At 65.5% G+C, this 16978-nt stretch carries 17 protein-coding genes; 10 read left to right on the top strand and 7 right to left on the bottom strand.

Features of this window, described 5'->3' with window-relative positions; all coding sequences use genetic code 11:
- The first annotated feature begins 56 nt into the window (after positions 1-56).
- The 7 genes from CBY09_RS17525 (at position 57) to hemP (ending at position 4867) form a co-directional block, all read left to right on the top strand.
- Positions 57-749, top strand: coding sequence for a Fe2+-dependent dioxygenase (locus CBY09_RS17525; RefSeq protein ID WP_094290875.1), 693 nt, complete (start codon positions 57-59; stop codon positions 747-749).
- Between the two features lie 127 nt (positions 750-876).
- On the top strand, positions 877-2022 hold the full coding sequence (locus CBY09_RS17520; protein WP_094290874.1) for an alpha-hydroxy acid oxidase: 1146 nt from the start codon (positions 877-879) through the stop codon (positions 2020-2022).
- A gap of 155 nt (positions 2023-2177) precedes the next feature.
- Positions 2178-2450, top strand: a complete 273-nt coding sequence (locus tag CBY09_RS17515) for a (2Fe-2S)-binding protein (protein WP_063460707.1) — start codon at positions 2178-2180, stop codon at positions 2448-2450.
- 98 nt (positions 2451-2548) lie between these two features.
- A complete protein-coding gene (locus tag CBY09_RS17510) occupies positions 2549-3235 on the top strand; it encodes an energy transducer TonB (RefSeq protein ID WP_094290873.1) in 687 nt (228 codons plus the stop codon).
- A 41-nt stretch (positions 3236-3276) separates the two neighbouring features.
- A complete protein-coding gene (locus tag CBY09_RS17505) occupies positions 3277-3996 on the top strand; it encodes a MotA/TolQ/ExbB proton channel family protein (RefSeq protein WP_094290872.1) in 720 nt (239 codons plus the stop codon).
- Between the two features lie 3 nt (positions 3997-3999).
- Complete coding sequence (locus CBY09_RS17500; protein ID WP_094290871.1) at positions 4000-4407, top strand: ExbD/TolR family protein; 408 nt, start codon at positions 4000-4002, stop codon at positions 4405-4407.
- A gap of 235 nt (positions 4408-4642) precedes the next feature.
- A complete protein-coding gene (gene hemP / locus CBY09_RS17495) occupies positions 4643-4867 on the top strand; it encodes a hemin uptake protein HemP (protein WP_094291213.1) in 225 nt (74 codons plus the stop codon).
- A 287-nt stretch (positions 4868-5154) separates the two neighbouring features.
- Here the strand turns inward: hemP and CBY09_RS17490 are convergent, their stop codons facing one another.
- Entirely contained in the window at positions 5155-5562 is a 408-nt protein-coding gene (locus CBY09_RS17490) for a GlcG/HbpS family heme-binding protein (RefSeq protein WP_094290870.1), read from the bottom strand.
- A gap of 241 nt (positions 5563-5803) precedes the next feature.
- Between CBY09_RS17490 and CBY09_RS17485 the strand changes: the two genes are divergently transcribed.
- Both CBY09_RS17485 and CBY09_RS17480 read left to right on the top strand, forming a co-directional pair.
- Positions 5804-6499: a Bax inhibitor-1/YccA family protein gene (locus tag CBY09_RS17485; RefSeq protein ID WP_094291212.1), complete on the top strand. Its 696-nt coding sequence runs from the start codon at positions 5804-5806 to the stop codon at positions 6497-6499.
- Positions 6500-6623: 124 nt separating this feature from the next.
- On the top strand, positions 6624-7013 hold the full coding sequence (locus CBY09_RS17480; protein WP_094290869.1) for a hypothetical protein: 390 nt from the start codon (positions 6624-6626) through the stop codon (positions 7011-7013).
- A gap of 113 nt (positions 7014-7126) precedes the next feature.
- Here the strand turns inward: CBY09_RS17480 and rlmD are convergent, their stop codons facing one another.
- The 3 genes from rlmD to CBY09_RS17465 form a co-directional block, all read right to left on the bottom strand.
- Complete coding sequence (gene rlmD, locus CBY09_RS17475) at positions 7127-8587, bottom strand: 23S rRNA (uracil(1939)-C(5))-methyltransferase RlmD (protein WP_094290868.1); 1461 nt, start codon at positions 8585-8587, stop codon at positions 7127-7129.
- Between the two features lie 65 nt (positions 8588-8652).
- On the bottom strand, positions 8653-8949 hold the full coding sequence (locus CBY09_RS17470) for a hypothetical protein (protein WP_094290867.1): 297 nt from the start codon (positions 8947-8949) through the stop codon (positions 8653-8655).
- Between the two features lie 102 nt (positions 8950-9051).
- Positions 9052-9525 (bottom strand): Lrp/AsnC ligand binding domain-containing protein, encoded by a 474-nt coding sequence (locus CBY09_RS17465; protein ID WP_094290866.1) that lies wholly within the window; start codon positions 9523-9525, stop codon positions 9052-9054.
- 127 nt (positions 9526-9652) lie between these two features.
- On the opposite strand from CBY09_RS17465, the gene putA reads away from it, so the two are divergent.
- Positions 9653-13414 carry a trifunctional transcriptional regulator/proline dehydrogenase/L-glutamate gamma-semialdehyde dehydrogenase gene (gene putA, locus CBY09_RS17460; protein WP_094290865.1) on the top strand — a complete coding sequence of 1254 codons (3762 nt, stop codon included), beginning with the start codon at positions 9653-9655 and terminating at the stop codon, positions 13412-13414.
- A 100-nt stretch (positions 13415-13514) separates the two neighbouring features.
- Here the strand turns inward: putA and CBY09_RS17455 are convergent, their stop codons facing one another.
- The 3 genes from CBY09_RS17455 to guaA all read right to left on the bottom strand — a co-directional run bounded on the left by CBY09_RS17455 (position 13515) and on the right by guaA (position 16974).
- A complete protein-coding gene (locus CBY09_RS17455; RefSeq protein ID WP_094290864.1) occupies positions 13515-14585 on the bottom strand; it encodes a DUF6352 family protein in 1071 nt (356 codons plus the stop codon).
- A gap of 105 nt (positions 14586-14690) precedes the next feature.
- Entirely contained in the window at positions 14691-15278 is a 588-nt protein-coding gene (locus CBY09_RS17450) for a 2'-5' RNA ligase family protein (RefSeq protein WP_094290863.1), read from the bottom strand.
- Between the two features lie 79 nt (positions 15279-15357).
- On the bottom strand, positions 15358-16974 hold the full coding sequence (guaA, locus tag CBY09_RS17445) for a glutamine-hydrolyzing GMP synthase (RefSeq protein ID WP_094290862.1): 1617 nt from the start codon (positions 16972-16974) through the stop codon (positions 15358-15360).
- Positions 16975-16978: the final 4 nt, after the last annotated feature.

Raw genomic sequence — 16978 nt, 5'->3', positions numbered from 1 at the left:
ATGTTCTGACGAAACGACGCCGCCCCTTCACTGGGGCGGCGTCACAATCGGCCTCCATGTTCCTGCACATCCCCCACGTTCTCACCGCCGAAGAAGTCGCTTTCTTCCGGCAGCAGCTCTGGGCCCCCGATGCCCCCTGGGTGGACGGCGCCCGCAGCGCAGGCGGCCAGGCCGTGCACCAGAAGAACAACCTGCAGCTGGCACAGGGCAGCGAGCTGTCGGCCCAGCTGCAGGGCCTGGTCAAGGCCGCCCTGGCACGCAACGCACTGTTCTTCTCAGCCGCCCTGCCCCGGCGCATCTACAACCCGTTGTTCAACCGCTACGGCGATGGCGCCAACTTCTACGGCAAGCATGTGGACAGCGCCGTCATGCACTCCGCAGCCGACAACGCCTGGGTGCGCAGCGACCTGTCGTGCACGCTGTTCCTCACCCCGGCGGACGAATACGACGGCGGCGAACTGGTGGCCACCGAAGCCTGGGGCGAAAAACGCATCAAGCTGCCGGCGGGCGACATGGTTTTGTACCCCAGCAGCACCGTGCACCAGGTGTCGCCCGTCACACGCGGGCAGCGCATCAGCAGCTTCTTCTGGGTCGAAAGCATGGTGCGCGGACTGGAGCAGCGGCAGCTGCTGTTCGACATGGACATGTCGCTGCTGCGGCTGCGCCAGAGCGTGGGCGAGACGGAGCCGTCGGTCATTGCGCTCTCGGGCACGTACCACAACCTGCTGCGCATGTGGGCCGACGTGTGAGCCCCCTCCCTTGGCACCCAGGCAGCACGGCCCCTTCGCGCCGTGGCCCCCTGCCTTGCCAGATTTACTCCTATTTCAATAGCACCTTGCGCATACTGAACGCGCGCAAGGTGCTTTTTTCATTGGTATGACTGACACCCCCGCCCGCCACCGGCTGCCGCCCGAGATCGCCAGCCTGGCAGACCACGAACTGCATGCGCGCCAGCAGCTGGACGACAACGCCTGGGCCTACTTCAGCGGCGGCGCGGGCGACGAGATCACGCTGCGCGCCAACCGCAGCGCCTGGGATGCGCTGCCCCTGTGGCCCCGCGTGCTGCGGCCGCTGGCGGGCGGGCACACCCGGGTGCAGCTGCTGGGGCGCACGCTGGCCCACCCCATCCTGCTGGCCCCGGTCGCCTTCCAGCGCCTGGCCCACCCCGATGGCGAACTGGCCATGGCCTATGCGGCGGCCGCGCTGGGCGCGGGTGTGGTGCTCAGCACCCAGGCCAGCGTATCGCTCGAAGCCGTTGCCGAGGCCGTGCACCCCGACCCGGGGCGCGGCCCGCTGTGGTTCCAGCTCTACCTCCAGCATGACCGAGGCTTTACCCAGGCGTTGGTGCAACGGGCCGAGGCGGCGGGCTACGAAGCCCTGGTGCTCACGGTGGATGCGCCCACCAGCGGCGTGCGCGACCGCGAGCGGCGCGCAGGCTTTCGGCTGCCGCCCGGCGTGGGCCCGGTCAACCTGGCGGGCCTGCCCCCATCGGCACCACCCGACCTGCGCCCCGGACAGAGCGCGCTGTTTGACGGCCTGCTGCACCAGGCGCCCACCTGGGACGACGTGGCCTGGCTGCAGTCCATCACCCGCCTGCCTGTGCTGCTCAAGGGCGTGCTGCACCCGGCCGACGCGCGCCAGGCCGTGGCAGCGGGCGCGGCAGGCCTGATCGTCTCCAACCACGGCGGCCGCACGCTGGACACCGCCCCTGCCACTGCCACCGCCCTGCCCCGCGTGGTGCAGGCCGTGGGCGGGGCGGTGCCGGTGCTGGTGGACGGCGGCATCCGGCGCGGCACCGATGTGCTCAAGGCCATGGCGCTGGGCGCATCGGCCGTGCTGGTGGGGCGCCCCGCCGTGTGGGGACTGGCCAATGCCGGGGCCGCAGGCGTGGCCCATGTGCTGCGCCTGCTGCGCGACGAACTGGAGGTTGCCATGGCACTCACCGGCTGCGCCACGCTGGCGGACGCCACCCCAGCGCTGCTGGATGCCGCAGAAGACCCGGCCTTGCGCTCCGGCAGGTAACAGCCACCGATGGCCGGAGTTGGCGGCCGGTGAGGGGTGCGGACGCCGACCAAAGCCCTTCCCCCTGTCGGCAGGAATGATTTATTGCAAATGCGATAGATTCGTATTTATAATACAGCCATCCCTTCAACAGCCAGCCACACTGCCTGCTCCCCATGATCGTCTGTGTTTGCCGCCGGGTTTCCGACCGTGAGATTGCCCGCCATGCGCGCGCTGGCATGAGCTTCGATGAAATCCAGTTCGAGCTGGGCGTGGCCACCCAATGCGGTTGCTGCGAAAGCTGCGCCCGCGATGTGGTGGCGCAGTGCAGTGTTTCGAATCCTGTGGCCGCCCTGCACAATGACGTGGCACCGCAGCCGATCCAGCTTGCCAGCTCCATCCTGGAAAGCAAGTCATGGAACTCCTCTCAACACTCGCTGGCAGCCTGATCCTCGTGGCAGGCTCTGCCTGGTGGATCTTCCGCAAGTAATATCGGTCTTTTAGGCACCTGGCGCCTGATACACAGGCGCGGGTTGCTATCATTTTTATGTCTCACCCTGATCGTTTTGCCACTCCCGGGGGTGTCAGCCGCAACACCGTGATCGTGGGCTCCGTGATTGCCCTGCACGTGGTAGGCATCTGGGCCCTGCAGTCGGGCCTGCTGCGCCGCGCGGCCGAGGTCATCGTGCCGGCCGAGCTGCTGAGCGAATTCATCGCCCCGCCCGCGCCCCCCAAGGTCACACCGCCGCCCCCGGCGCCGCCACCACCACCGCGCCCGGCCCCCAAGGTCGCGCCGCGCCCGGCCCCCATGCCCGTGGCGATTGCCGACCCGACTCCCGCGCCCAATGCGCCCACGGGCATCACCACGCCCCAGCCGCCCGCGCCCCCCATCGAGGCACCTGTTGCCCCCCCGGCGCCGCCCGCCCCACCGGCACCGCCTGCACCGCCCAAGATCGAACTGCCCTCCAGCGACGCCGCCTACCTCAACAACCCCAAGCCCAGCTACCCCGCCATCAGCAAGCGCATGGGCGAGCAGGGCAAGGTGGTGCTGCGCGTGCTGATCGGCACCGACGGCACGCCGCAGAAGGTGGAAGTCAACAAGTCCAGCGGCTTCGACCGCCTGGACCGACAGGCCCAGGAGGCCGTCATGCGCTGGCGCTTTGTGCCCGGCAAACGCAACGGCGTGCCCGAGACCATGTGGAACCTGGTCCCGGTCAACTTCGTTCTCGAATAACCAGTTCACAGTTTCAGATCACCGCTTCAGGGAGTTTTTTCATGGAATCGCAATTCGGCATCGCCAACGTATGGATTCAGGGCGACTTCGTCACCCGCGCCGTCGCCATCATCCTGCTGGCCATGTCGCTGGCCTCGTGGGTCGTCATCCTCATCAAGGCGCTGGACATCATCAAGTTCAAGAAGCACACCCGTGCCGCCCAGGACTTCTGGCACAGCGAAGACTTTGCTGCGGGCCTGACCAAGCTGGGCGCTGACCCCACCAACCCCTTCCGCCACCTAGCCCTGGAAGGCCGTGAAGCCACCGCCCACCACCGCAATACCAAGGCCCACCTGCACGACAGCCTGGACGTGAGCGACTGGGTCACACGCTGCCTGCGCAACTGCATCGACGAATTCACCGCCCGCCTGCAGTCGGGCCTGGCCATCCTGGCCTCGGTGGGCTCCACGGCCCCCTTCATCGGCCTGTTCGGCACCGTGTGGGGCATCTACCATGCGCTGGTGGCCATCGGCACGTCCGGCCAGTCCACCATCGACAAGGTGGCCGGGCCTATCGGGGAGGCACTGATCATGACGGCTCTGGGTCTGGCGGTGGCCATCCCTGCCGTGCTGGGCTACAACGCGCTGGTGCGCGGCAACAAGTCCATCCTGGGTGGCCTCAACAGCTTTGCACACGACCTGCACGCCTACTTCGTGACCGGTGCCCGCGTGAATGCCGGTGGCGAACAGGCCAAGGTGCTGCCCATCAAGAAAGGCAACTAAGCCATGGCTTTCGGAACGCAAGACGATGCCGATGACGTGATGAACGAGATCAACATGACGCCCCTGGTGGACGTCATGCTGGTGCTGCTCATCATCTTCATCATCACCGTGCCGGTGATGAAACACTCGGTCAACGTGGACCTGCCGCGCGCCACCAACCAGCCCGAGAACATCAAGCCCGAGACCGTGCGCCTGTCAGTGGCGGCCGATGGCAAGTTCTACTGGAACGAATCGCAGGTGACGGAAGAAGAACTCTTCCCCCGCCTGCAGGCCGAGGCCGCCAAGGAGCCCCAGCCGGACCTGCACATCCGGGGCGACAAGAACGTGCGCTACGAATACGTGGCCCAGGCCATGGCCGCCGCGCAGCGCGCCGGGGTGCGCAAGATCGGGTTTGTGACCGACCCGCAGTAGATAGCAACAGCCCCGCTTCTCGTTGCTCCAGCCCGGCCAGCCTTGCTTGCCGGGCTTTTTTACTGCTCGCCGCCGTGTCCCACCGCGCCTGTGCCAACGGGGCTGCACAAGCTGGATCAGCGCCAATCCCACCCGACAAAAAAAGAACAAAAAGAAACACGCAATTGGCTTGACTCGCAATTGCGAATCGTTATCATTAGCAAAACGCAATGCAATGACACAGGAAAAAACCTCCATGCAAGCCACCTTGACCGCCGCCTCGCTCCTGCGTTCCGCCGCATCCGACAAAGCGGCTTCGCTCGCCGCCCCGGCTGAGGGCGCCCACAGCGCCGAGTCCGTATCGGCGGCGGTAGACAGCAGCGCCCTGCTGCAAGGCCAGAAAGCCGTGGCCATCAGCCACAACGGCTCGGTGTACCGCCTGCAGGCCACCAAGCTGGGCAAGCTGATCCTGACCAAGTAACGCAGCCCCCAGCCCCCCATCCCCCTCGGCAGCACAGCCAGACCGCTGCCAGCCCCCAACAGTTTCATCGTGGGGCGACTCCCGGGCTTGCCACAAGCTCGCAAGGGTCGTTTTTGCCAGCCAACGGGTTCGCCCGCGTAGCCAGGCTTTTTTTCTCCCCCGATGGCGATTCCTGCTCCTCGCCTGCCGCTCCCAGAACCCGCAGCGGCTGCACACAAAAAAACCGGCTCTTCAGCCGGTTTTTTTGTGTGCGACGGGCTGGATATGCCCATCCGTCCACGCCACCCTTACAGGCCCAGGGCTGCAATCCCGGCGCGGGCAATCTGCGCGTCTTCGGTGGACTTCACACCGCTCACACCCACGGCACCCAAGCATTGGCCGTCCTTCATGATCGGCACACCGCCTTCGAGCAGGCCGTCGATGGTGGGCGCGCTCAGGAAGGACGTGCGGCCGCCGTTGATGACGTCTTCATACACCTTGCTCTCGCGGCGGCCCAGCGCGGCCGTGCGGGCCTTGGAGGGGGCAATGTGCGAAGACACGGCCGCGGCACCGTCCAGGCGCTGCAGCCACAGCAGATGGCCGCCATCGTCCACGATGGCGATGGTCACGGGCCAGCTGTTCTTGAGGGCCTCGGCTTCGGCGGCGGCGGCGATGGCCTTGACGTCGGCCAGTTCGAGTTCATGCTTGGTTTTCATGGAGGTATCCGGATAGGAAAAAGAAGAAGGAAAAATCGCGCGGGCCCGCCCTGTTGGAGCGCCCGGACCGAGGGAGCCGCAAGCATAGCGGCATCACGCGGCGCGCTCACCCCCATGCAGGGTGAAAGTACCCTTACCAAAAGTAGGTGACCGGATGCGGTTATTGCGCGGCCAAAAACCGGCAACGCCTAAAATTTGGGGCGTCTGCGTTGTGCAGGCCAACAAGGAGAGACACAAGATGATGAACGACCAAGTCACCACCCTGGGCCACTCTGCGGGCTATGGCATCTCGCAGGAAGAGCGCCACAAGGTGCTGCGCAATACCTACTGGCTGCTGGCCCTGAGCATGATCCCCACGGTGCTGGGCGCCTGGATCGGCGTGGCCACCGGCATCACCCAGTCGCTGCGTGGCGGCGTGGGCCTGATCGTGTTCCTGGGCGGCGCGTTCGCCTTCATGTTCGCAATCGAAAAGACCAAGCGCTCGGCCGCTGGCGTGCCCGTGCTGCTCGCCTTCACCTTCTTCATGGGCTTGATGCTCTCGCGCCTGATCGGCATGGTGCTGGGTTTCAAGAATGGCACCGACCTGATCATGACGGCGTTTGCCGGCACCGCAGGCGTGTTTGTGGTCATGGCCAGCCTGGCCAGCGTGATCAAGCGCGACCTCTCGGGCATGGGCAAGTGGCTGATGGTGGGCGCGCTGGTGCTCATGGTCGGCGGCATCATCAACGTGTTTGTGGGCTCCACCGTGGGCATGATGGTGATCTCGATGCTGGCCATCGGCATCTTCAGCGCCTACATGCTGTATGACCTCAAGCAGATCCTCGATGGCGGCGAAACCAACTACATCAGCGCCACGCTGGCCCTATACCTGGACATCTTCAACGTGTTCCAGAGCCTGTTGGCCCTGCTGGGCATCATGGGCGGCGAGCGCGAGTAAGCCGCGCAGGCTGCGGCCCCACCCAAAGAACAAAAGGCTCCCTCGGGAGCCTTTTGCTTTTTTGTTGAGCCCGCACCAAGGTCAAGCCTCAATAGCGGCGCAGTCCTGCCGATAATGCAATTACATGTATGTCAACCAGCCCTCCACCCCGCTGCGCCTGCTGGCTGCCACAGCCCTGGTGCTGTTGCTGAGCGGCTGCGACAAGATCCCCGGCCTGGGCCCTGACCCCCGTGTTGCGCAGCGCGACGCCGAAGCCAAAGCCATCGGCGGTGCCTGCCGCCACGCGCTGCGCGGCCTGGAAGACTGCTACACCCTCAATCCCAAGGCTGCCAAGGCCTCGGTGTTTGCAGGCTGGAAAGAGATGGACGCCTATATGCGCGAGAACAAGATCGAGGGCACCCCCTCGGTATTGACCAAGGCCGAGAAGCCCGAGCCGCGCAAGGGCGGTAGCAGCAGCAACACCGAGATCGAAACCGAAACCCGCGACCCCGCAGCCAGCCGCAGCCGCAGCTGAGCGGCCGGAGTCACCCGGGGGCCAGGCCAGCCCCTTTCATTCCCGTCTTCTTCCCTTGGCTGCCAGCGGGCGTGCGCGCCAGGGCCCCAAGCCCCAGCCGCGGCGCCCCGCCCTTACGCCCGCTCGAACACCGCCATGCTCTCCACGTGTGCGGTGTGCGGGAACATGTTGACCATGCCTGCAGCCGTGCACTTGTAGCCCGCCAGATGCACCAGCAGGCCCGCATCGCGCGCCAGGGTGGCAGGGTTGCAGCTCACGTAAACGATGCGCTTTGGCGGTGTCCAGCCCTCGGCCCCGGCGGGCAGCGGGCCCGCCCCTTCGGCGCCAATGCGCGACTGCTCGATGTCGGCCAATGCCTTGGCCAGTGCAAAGGCGCCTTCGCGCGGCGGGTCCACCAGCCACTTGTCGGCAGCGCCATCCGCCACCAGCATCTCGGGGGTCATCTCAAACAGGTTGCGCGCTACAAATTCAGTAGCTGAAAGCGCTTTATGGCCGAGCGCAAGAGCCTGATTCAATGCATAGTTTTCGCGCGAGCGTGCCACTAGGGCCTCGCTGCCCTCGATGCCCAGCACCTCACGGGCCTGTGTGGCCAGCGGCAGCGTGAAGTTGCCCAGGCCGCAGAACCAGTCGATCACGCGCTCGTGCGGCTGCACATCCAGCAGGCGCAGCGCCCGGGTCACCAGCACCTGGTTGATGTGCGGATTCACCTGGGTGAAGTCGGTCGGCTTGAAGGGCATGGTGATGCCGAAATCCGGCAGCGCATACGACAGCTGCTCGCCGCCCTCGTCCAGCAGTTTCACTGTGTCGGGGCCCTTGGGCTGCAGCCACCATTGCACGCCATGCTCGGCGCCAAAGGCACGCAGCCGCGCAAGGTCGTCGGCGCTCAGCGGCTCCAGGTGGCGCAGCACCATGGCGGTCACGTTGTCGCCGCAGGCCAGTTCGATCTGCGGACAGGTGTCGCGCGCGTCCAGGCTGGCGATCAGCGCGCGCAACGGCATCAGCATCGCATCCACATGCGGGGGCAAGATCTTGCAGGTCTGCATGTCGGCGATGTAGCGGCTCTTGCGCTCATGGAAGCCCACCAGCACCTGGCCCTTCTTGATCACATGGCGCACGGCCAGGCGGGCACGGAAGCGGTAACCCCAGGCGGGCCCTTCGATGGGGCGCATCACCGTCTCGGCCTTGACCTTGCCCAGGTGCCAGAGGTTGTCCTCCAGCACCCGCTGCTTGACAGCCACCTGGGCACCGACGTGCAAATGCTGCATCTTGCAGCCACCGCAGGCACCGGCATGCAGGCCAAAATGGGGGCAACCAGGGCGCACGCGCTGCGACGATTCGCGGTGAATCGCCACCAGACTGGCCTGCTCCCAGTTGTTCTTCTTGCGGTGGGTGTTGGCGGTGACCAGCTCGGACGTGAGGGCACCATCGATAAAGACGACCTTGCCATCGGGCTTGCGGGCAACGCCCTGGGCATCGAGGTCCATGGACTGCACCTGCAGCCAGCCCTCGGGCAAGTCAGTGGCGTCCTGGGCCACGGGTTCAAACGAGGGGGATAATTCTTTCGGTTCGCTCATCCCCCGATTGTCTCAGGCCCGGGACTCGAGCCCCCCCCGGGGGCCCTCGCAACAAGCGCAGGGGTTCAGCCCCGGTCTGCACGCGCGGGGCGCACGCCGCCTGGCGCCGATGCTGCCGAGGCCAGCGGCAGCTTGTTGATGGTGAGTTCGCAGCCAAAATCGTCGGGAGAAAAGACCAGCGTGCCCCCCGGAGCGACTCGGGGCAGGGTTTCGTGGATCTGGCGTGACATATCGACCGGTGGCTCGGGGGCGCGGTAGACGATGTCCTTGTCGGGGCCGTACACCACATAGCACCCGGCGGCGGCCGACTGGCTGAACAGGGCGGCCAACAGGGCGGCGGCAGCGGTTGGAATGGCTCGCATGGTTCTTCTCCTCAGTCTGACGGTTGCTGCAGCGCATTATGCGGGCTTTGCCCTGCAGAGCCAATCGACCCCGGACGGCGGCCTGCCAGACCTCCTGCCCTCTTAGCGCAGGTGCAGATGGTTGGTGTGCTTGACCTCTTCCATCACCGCATAGGTACGCGTCTCGCGCACGCCCGGCAGTTGCCACAGCACGTTCCCCGCAAACACGCGGTAGGCATTCATGTCGGCCGAGCGGGTTTTGAGCAGGTAGTCGAACCCGCCCGCCACCATGTGGCATTCCATGATCTCGGGGTGCACCTGCACAGCGGCCTTGAATTGGTCGAACACGTTGGGCGTGGTGCGGTCCAGCAGCACCTCCACAAACACCAGCATGCCCGCACCCAGCTTCAGGGGGTTCAGCCGCGCCTCGTAGCCCAGGATAAAACCATCGCGCGTGAGGCGCTGCACCCGCGCCAGAACGGCGGTGGGCGACAAGGCCACGGCCTCGGCCAGCTTGAGGTTGGCAATACGGCCATCCTCCTGCAGGATTGACAGGATCTTGCGGTCAATGCGGTCCAGATCAGTTTCTGTTTGCATGTTGATTAGCGATTTATTCGGTACTGCAAACCATTTTCGAACATTTATTCACCCACAACACAAGGATCATCGCCAGTAACGCACCCAAACCCTCGTTTGGCCCTCCAAACCACCGAAAGACACCGCCATGACGCAGCAGCTCAACGCTCAGCCCTCCGCTCCGTTCGCCGACTTCGCCCCCCGCACGCCGCTGAACAACTCGTTGCGCGCCGCCATCACCGCCGCCTACCGCCGCCCCGAGCCCGAGGCCCTGGCCCCGCTGCTGGCCCAGGCCCGCCTGCCTGCTGACCAGGCGGCGCCGGCCCAGCAACTGGCGCTGCGTATTGCCAAGGCGCTGCGCGAACGCAAGGCCAGCGCCGGGCGCGCAGGCATCGTCCAGGGCCTGTTGCAGGAGTTCTCGCTGTCGTCACAAGAAGGCGTGGCGCTGATGTGCCTAGCCGAGGCGCTGCTGCGCATCCCCGACAAGGCCACACGCGACGCACTCATCCGCGACAAGATCAGCCACGGCCAGTGGGATACCCACCTGGGCAAGAGCCCCTCGCTGTTCGTCAACGCCGCCACCTGGGGCCTGCTGATTACCGGCAAGCTGGTGGCCACGCACAGCGAAGGCAGCCTGGGTAACTCGCTCAGCCGCCTGATCGGCAAGGGCGGCGAGCCGCTGATCCGCAAGAGTGTGGACATGGCCATGCGCATGATGGGCGAGCAGTTTGTGACCGGCGAGACCATTGACGAAGCCCTGCGCAACGCCCGCACGATGGAGGCTGAGGGCTTTCGCTATTCGTACGACATGCTGGGTGAGGCCGCGCTGACCAGCGAAGACGCCAAGCTCTACTACCAGTCCTACGAGCAGGCCATCCACGCGATTGGCAAGGCCTCGGCCGGGCGTGGCATCTACGAGGGCCCAGGCATCTCCATCAAGCTCTCGGCCCTGCACCCGCGCTACAGCCGCGCACAGTTTGGCCGGGTGATGGACGAGCTGTACCCGCAGGTGCTGCGCCTCACGGCGCTTGCCAAGCAGTACGACATTGGCCTGAACATCGACGCGGAGGAAACCGACCGGCTGGAGCTGTCGCTGGACCTGCTGGAGCGCCTGTGCCACGAGCCGACCCTGGCGGGCTGGAACGGCATTGGTTTTGTCATTCAGGCCTACCAAAAGCGCTGCCCCTTCGTGATCGACTACGTGGTGGATTTGGCGCGCCGCACCCAGCGTCGCCTGATGGTGCGCCTAGTCAAGGGCGCTTACTGGGACAGCGAAATCAAGCGCGCCCAGGTCGATGGCCTGGAGGACTACCCCGTCTACACCCGCAAGGTGCACACCGACATTTCGTACATCGCCTGCGCCAAGAAGCTGCTGGGCGCGCCCGAGGCCGTGTACCCCCAGTTCGCCACCCACAACGCCGAGACGGTGGCCACCATCTACCAACTGGCAGGCAGCAACTACTACGCCGGGCAGTACGAGTTTCAGTGCCTGCACGGCATGGGCGAGCCGCTGTATGAGCAGGTGGTGGGCGCCGTCACTGCGGGCAAGCTCGGCCGCCCCTGCCGCATCTACGCCCCCGTGGGCACGCATGAGACGCTGCTGGCCTACCTGGTGCGCCGCCTGCTGGAAAACGGCGCCAACACCTCGTTTGTGAACCGCATTGCCGATGAAACGATTGCGCTGGATGAGCTGGTGAAAAGCCCCGTGCAGCTAGTGGACCAACAAGCCGCCACCGAAGGCACCGCTGGCCTGCCCCACCCGCGCATTGCCACGCCCCAGTGCCTGTACCGCGCCCACCGCGCCAACTCGCGCGGGCTGGACCTGTCGAACGAGAACACGCTGACCGAACTGACCGCCGCCCTGCAAGCCACGGCGGCCCATGCCTGGACGGCGACTCCCTTGCTGGGCACCGATGCCCCTGCAGGTCCCAACCAGCCCGTGCGCAACCCCGCCGACCACAGCGACGTGGTGGGTAACGTGCAAGAGGCCACCACTGCCGACGTGGACCAGGCCCTGGCCCACGCCGAGGCCGCAGCAGCCCCGTGGGCCGCCACGCCACCCGCCGAGCGCGCCGCGACCCTGCTGCGCACGGCCGACTTGCTGGAAGAGCGCATCCAGCCCCTCATGGGCCTGCTGATGCGCGAAGCGGGCAAAAGCGCCAGCAACGCCGTGGCCGAAGTGCGCGAGGCCGTGGACTTCTTGCGCTACTACGCCGCGCAGGTGCAAAGCACCTTCGACAACGCTACCCACATCCCGCTGGGCCCGGTGGCCTGCATCAGCCCCTGGAACTTCCCGCTCGCCATCTTCATGGGCCAAGTGGCCGCAGCACTGGCCGCAGGCAATCCGGTGCTGGCCAAGCCGGCCGAGCAAACCCCGCTGATCGCAGCTGAGGCCGTGCGCGTGCTGTGGCAGGCCGGTGTGCCGCGCGCTGCTGTGCAGCTGCTGCCCGGCCAGGGCGAGACCGTGGGCGCGCGCCTGATTGGCGATGAGCGCGTGATGGGCGTGATGTTTACCGGCTCCACAGAAGTCGCGCGCATCCTGCAGCGCACTGTGGCCGGGCGGTTGGATGCAGCAGGCCGCCCCATCCCGCTGATCGCAGAGACCGGCGGGCAGAACGCGATGATCGTGGACTCATCCGCCTTGGTGGAACAGGTGGTGGGCGACGCCGTGTCGTCCGCCTTTGACAGCGCAGGCCAGCGCTGCTCCGCGCTGCGTGTGCTGTGCGTGCAGGAAGAAGCCGCCGACCGCGTGGTCGAGATGCTGCAAGGCGCCATGGGCGAACTGCGCGTCGGCAACCCCGCCGAGTTGCGTGTGGACGTGGGCCCCGTCATTGATGCCGAGGCACAGGCAGGCATCGCCCAGCACATCGACAAATTCAAGGCCCAAGGCCACCGCGTGTTCCAGCACCCGAATCACGTTTCTGCAGTCAGCGCACCGGGCACCTTTGTGCCCCCTACCCTGATCGAACTGAACCACATCGGCGAGCTGCAGCGCGAAGTGTTCGGCCCGGTACTGCACCTGGTGCGCTACGCCCGCAACGACCTGGATCGCCTGCTCGACCAGATCAATGCCACCGGCTACGGCCTGACGCAGGGCGTGCACACCCGCATCGACGAAACCATTGCCCGCGTGGTCAACCGCGCCCATGCGGGCAACGTATACGTGAACCGGAATATGGTCGGCGCCGTGGTGGGCGTGCAGCCGTTTGGCGGCGAAGGCCTGTCGGGCACGGGGCCCAAGGCTGGCGGACCGTTGTACCTGCTGCGCCTGCTGTCGCAGCGCCCGGCCGATACGCTGGCGCGCACCTTTGCCGAGGCCGACCGCACCAGCCCACCCGACACCGAGCGGCGCGAACGTCAGCTGGCCCCGCTGGGCTCCTTGCAGCATTGGGCGCACAACCAGGGCAACCTGGCCCTGGCAGGCCACTGCCAGCGTTTTGCGCAAGAAACGCAGAGCGGCACCGCCCGCACCCTGCCCGGCCCCACGGGCGAGCGCAACGTCTACACCCTGGCTCCCCGCGCCCGTGTGCTGTGCCTGGCCCCCAACGCGGACGACCTGCTGGTGCAGACGGCGGCCGTGCTCGCCAGCGGCGGCACAGCCCTGTGGCCCAGCACCCAAGCAGGACTGCGCACAACGCTGCCCACCCACGTGCAGGCTCAGGTCACGCTGCAAGACAACGCCGTGAGCGATGGCTCCGTGGCCTTGGACTCCGTGCTGCACCATGGCGACGCTGAATCCCTGCGGACGGTGTGCGCCGCACTCGCCCGCCGCCCCGGCCCCATCGTGGGCGTGACCGCACTGCAGCCCGGCGCCACCGACATCCCGCTGGAGCGCCTGTTGATCGAACGTGCGCTGAGCGTGAACACAGCAGCAGCTGGCGGAAACGCAAGCCTGATGACGATTGGATAAGGGCCAGTTGCCGGGCTACCAACCGAGGAAAGAATTTTTGAATCCAATGGGCTGCTAGCGCCGGTTCATCATGCGCCAGCAGCTATCGATTCAATAGCAATCAAGATGCCGATGCCAACGGCAGATTGAGCAACAGGTTCTGCGGCTTGATGCGCACCACGCCCTCGGCGTTGGTGGCCAGCCCCAGGTACACCGGCTTGCCTGCCACATCGGCCCGCATCTCGGCCGGGTTGGCAAAGGTCAGCGTGAACAGGCTCACCAGGCGCTGCATGCGCTCGGCCTCCACCGGGCGGTCCTGGTACAGGTCGTTGAGGATGGCAGTGGACTCCACATCCAGCCCCACATGCCAGCGCCAGGCGCTGTCGGTGACCTGGTGCACAGGCTCGATCAACACCTGCACACCCAGCAGGTGGGCGACCCAGCGCTCCAGCACCCGCGCCAACGCCTTCAGGCCCGATCGGGCTCGGGTCATCTTGAAGGTCAGGCCATGGCTCAGGTCCTGTGTCAGCTCGTGGGTCAGGTCGAGCAGAAAGTGGTGGCGGTCGCTCTCCTGCCAATATTGCGCCGCGTTGTCGGCCGACAGCACTTTGACCTGCGCCGTGGGCTGCAGTGCGCCGCTTTGCAGCAACAAGCGTCCCACCTCGCCCAGACCCGCAGTCTCGTTAAGCATGTCGAGCGTCTCCCGGTCGCCGGCCAGCATTTGCCCGTCTTGCAAGGTGATGCGCTGGGGCCGAAACAGCATCTCTGCAGCGCGGGCTTCGAAGGCGTCGTTACAGTCATCCAGCACATTGCGCAGCAGGGCCTGTACCACCGCGTCAATGAACACGGTGGGCACGTTCACCGCTCCACTGCGCATGAGTTGTAAGTAGTACACCTCCAGCGTGCCCGCGGCCAGCAGGCCATCGCGAAAGCGGAGGAATACGGTGTAGTTTTCGCGGGCGTCCGCGTCCTGCAAAGCAGCCAGCTCCGCAGAGGCAACCACCCGCGCGGGCGACACCTTCAGCGATTCATGCAGTGCGATCTCAGCAGCGCACGACTCCGGCACCAGCGCCAGCTCTGGTCGGGCCAGCAGCCAACGCAGGTATCCATCGGAGGGAGCCAGCCAGCCACGAACATCGTGCTCCAGTGTTTGGAAACCACAATGGGGCCAGAAATCGTGAAGTGTTGTCATGAAGAAACGAGAAGTCGAATGGCTTCAGGGGAAGGTAGCCGCGGAAGCTTTCGGACGACGATGCCGGACTGCGAGTGCGCATGGGCATCCACATGCTTCGCAACATCACCAATCAAGAAAGGCCTGCTGCCGTGCCTGCAAGGACCAGCGCGCGAGCACATCATGCCTGCTCAGGCCGTAGAGGCTGTCTACCAAGGCAAACTGCGTCACGGTCCACGCCACGGGAGCAACCACCATTGGGTCAATGCGTTCGTGCTTGTAGTGCAAAGTCATGTGCGGGTGGAAATGGCTGCGGATCTGAGTTTCTGCAAACCCCATGCGGCGCATCGTGTTGCCAAGCGCATGTTGAAATCCTCGCAATTCACGCGCAGCGCCCGCTTGTGGCGCCAACTCGACGGTGCCGAAAGTCCCCTTTTCAAAGCCGCCCCGGGACTGCAGCACGTCGAGGCGGACCCCAAACGGTTCGTAGTCCATGGCGCTACCCGCCGCCAGCGCCAAGTCGATTACCTCTCGGGGGATGCTGTTCAGAAAGCGCCCCAGGTAATGGAGCGTGATGTGCAGCCGATCCAAGGACATTGGCTCGCCTCTGCCCGCCCCACAGGGTCCTTGGAGGCGCTGCAGTAACCTCTTGGCCGTCTCGGCGGCAAGCGGCGTAGGGAAAAGAAAATAGTAGAGATCGTGAAGCTGGGACATGGCACACAAAGCTCCGGAAGATCCGTCGCATTGTGCGTCAATACTGTTTAAATAACCAGTATTTTGATTTACACCCCACTCACTCCCACTCAATCGTCGCTGGCGGCTTGCTGCTCACGTCGTACGTCACGCGGTTGATGCCACGCACTTCGTTGATGATGCGGCCCGACACCTTCTTGAGCAGCGCGTACGGCAGCTCGGCCCAGTCGGCGGTCATGAAGTCGCTGGTCTGCACGGCGCGCAGTGCCACCACGTAGTCATACGTGCGGCCATCGCCCATCACGCCCACGCTCTTGACGGGGAGGAACACGGTGAAGGCCTGGCTGGTGAGGTCGTACCAAGTCTTTTGCGTGGCTTCGTCGCGGAAGTTGCGCAGCTCTTCGATAAAGATCGCGTCGGCACGGCGCAGCAGGTCGGCGTATTCCTTCTTCACCTCGCCCAGAATGCGCACGCCCAGGCCGGGGCCGGGGAAGGGGTGGCGGTAGACCATGTCGGGCGGCAGGCCCAAGGCCACGCCCAGTTCGCGCACTTCGTCCTTGAACAGATCGCGCAGAGGTTCCAGCAGCTTCAGGCCCAGCTGCTCGGGCAGGCCGCCCACGTTGTGGTGGCTCTTGATGGTGACGGCCTTCTTGCTCTTGGCGCCGCCGGATTCGATCACGTCGGGGTAGATCGTGCCCTGGGCCAGGAAGGTGGCGCCCTTGTGGCCGCCGGTGCCCGCCTTGAGCTTGGCGGCTTCGGCCTTGAACACGTCCACAAACAGGCCGCCGATGATCTTGCGCTTTTGCTCAGGTTCGCTCACCCCGGCCAGCTTGCCCAAGAACAGCTCGCTAGCGTCCACGCGGATGACCTTGGCGTGCAGCTTGCCCTCGAACATGTCCATGACCATGTCGCCTTCGTTCAGGCGCAGCAGGCCGTGGTCCACGAACACGCAGGTGAGCTGGTCGCCGATGGCGCGGTGAATCAGCGCCGCAGCCACGGACGAATCCACACCACCCGACAGGCCGAGGATCACTTCCTCATCGCCCACCTGTTCGCGGATTTTCTGCACGGCTTCTTCGATGTAGTCGCCCATGACCCAGTCGGCACGGGTGCCGCAGATGCCCAGCACAAAACGCTCCAGCAAGGCGCGGCCCTGAACGGTGTGCGTGACTTCGGGGTGGAACTGCACGGCGTAGTAGTGGCGGCTTTCGTCGGCCATGCCAGCAATGGGGCACGAGGGTGTAGAGCACATCACTTTGAAGCCCGGGGGCAGCGCCGTGACCTTGTCGCCGTGGCTCATCCACACCTTGAGCATGCCGTGGCCCTCGGGCGTGGCGAAGTCTTCGATGCCCTTGAGCAGCTCGGTGTGGCTATGGGCGCGCACTTCGGCGTAGCCGAATTCACGGGTGTTGGAGCCCTCGACCTTGCCGCCCAGCTGCTGGGCCATGGTCTGCATGCCGTAGCAGATGCCCAGCACGGGGATGCCCAGCTCAAACACTGCATTCGGCGCCTTGTCGTCCACCTCGTACACGCTGGCGTGGCTGCCCGACAGGATCACGCCCTTGAGCGAACCGTCCTTGGCGTAGTCACGGATCCACTCGTCGGTCACGTCGCAGGGGTGCACTTCGCAATACACATGGGCCTCGCGCACACGGCGGGCGATGAGCTGGGTGACTTGCGAGCCGAAATCGAGGATGAGGATTTTCTGGTGTTGCATGGTG

Origin of the sequence: Acidovorax kalamii (assembly GCF_002245625.1) — a bacterium.
In the GTDB taxonomy this organism is placed as follows: Bacteria; Pseudomonadota; Gammaproteobacteria; order Burkholderiales; family Burkholderiaceae_C; genus Acidovorax; species Acidovorax kalamii.
This window is presented reverse-complemented; position numbering and strand designations above follow the sequence as displayed.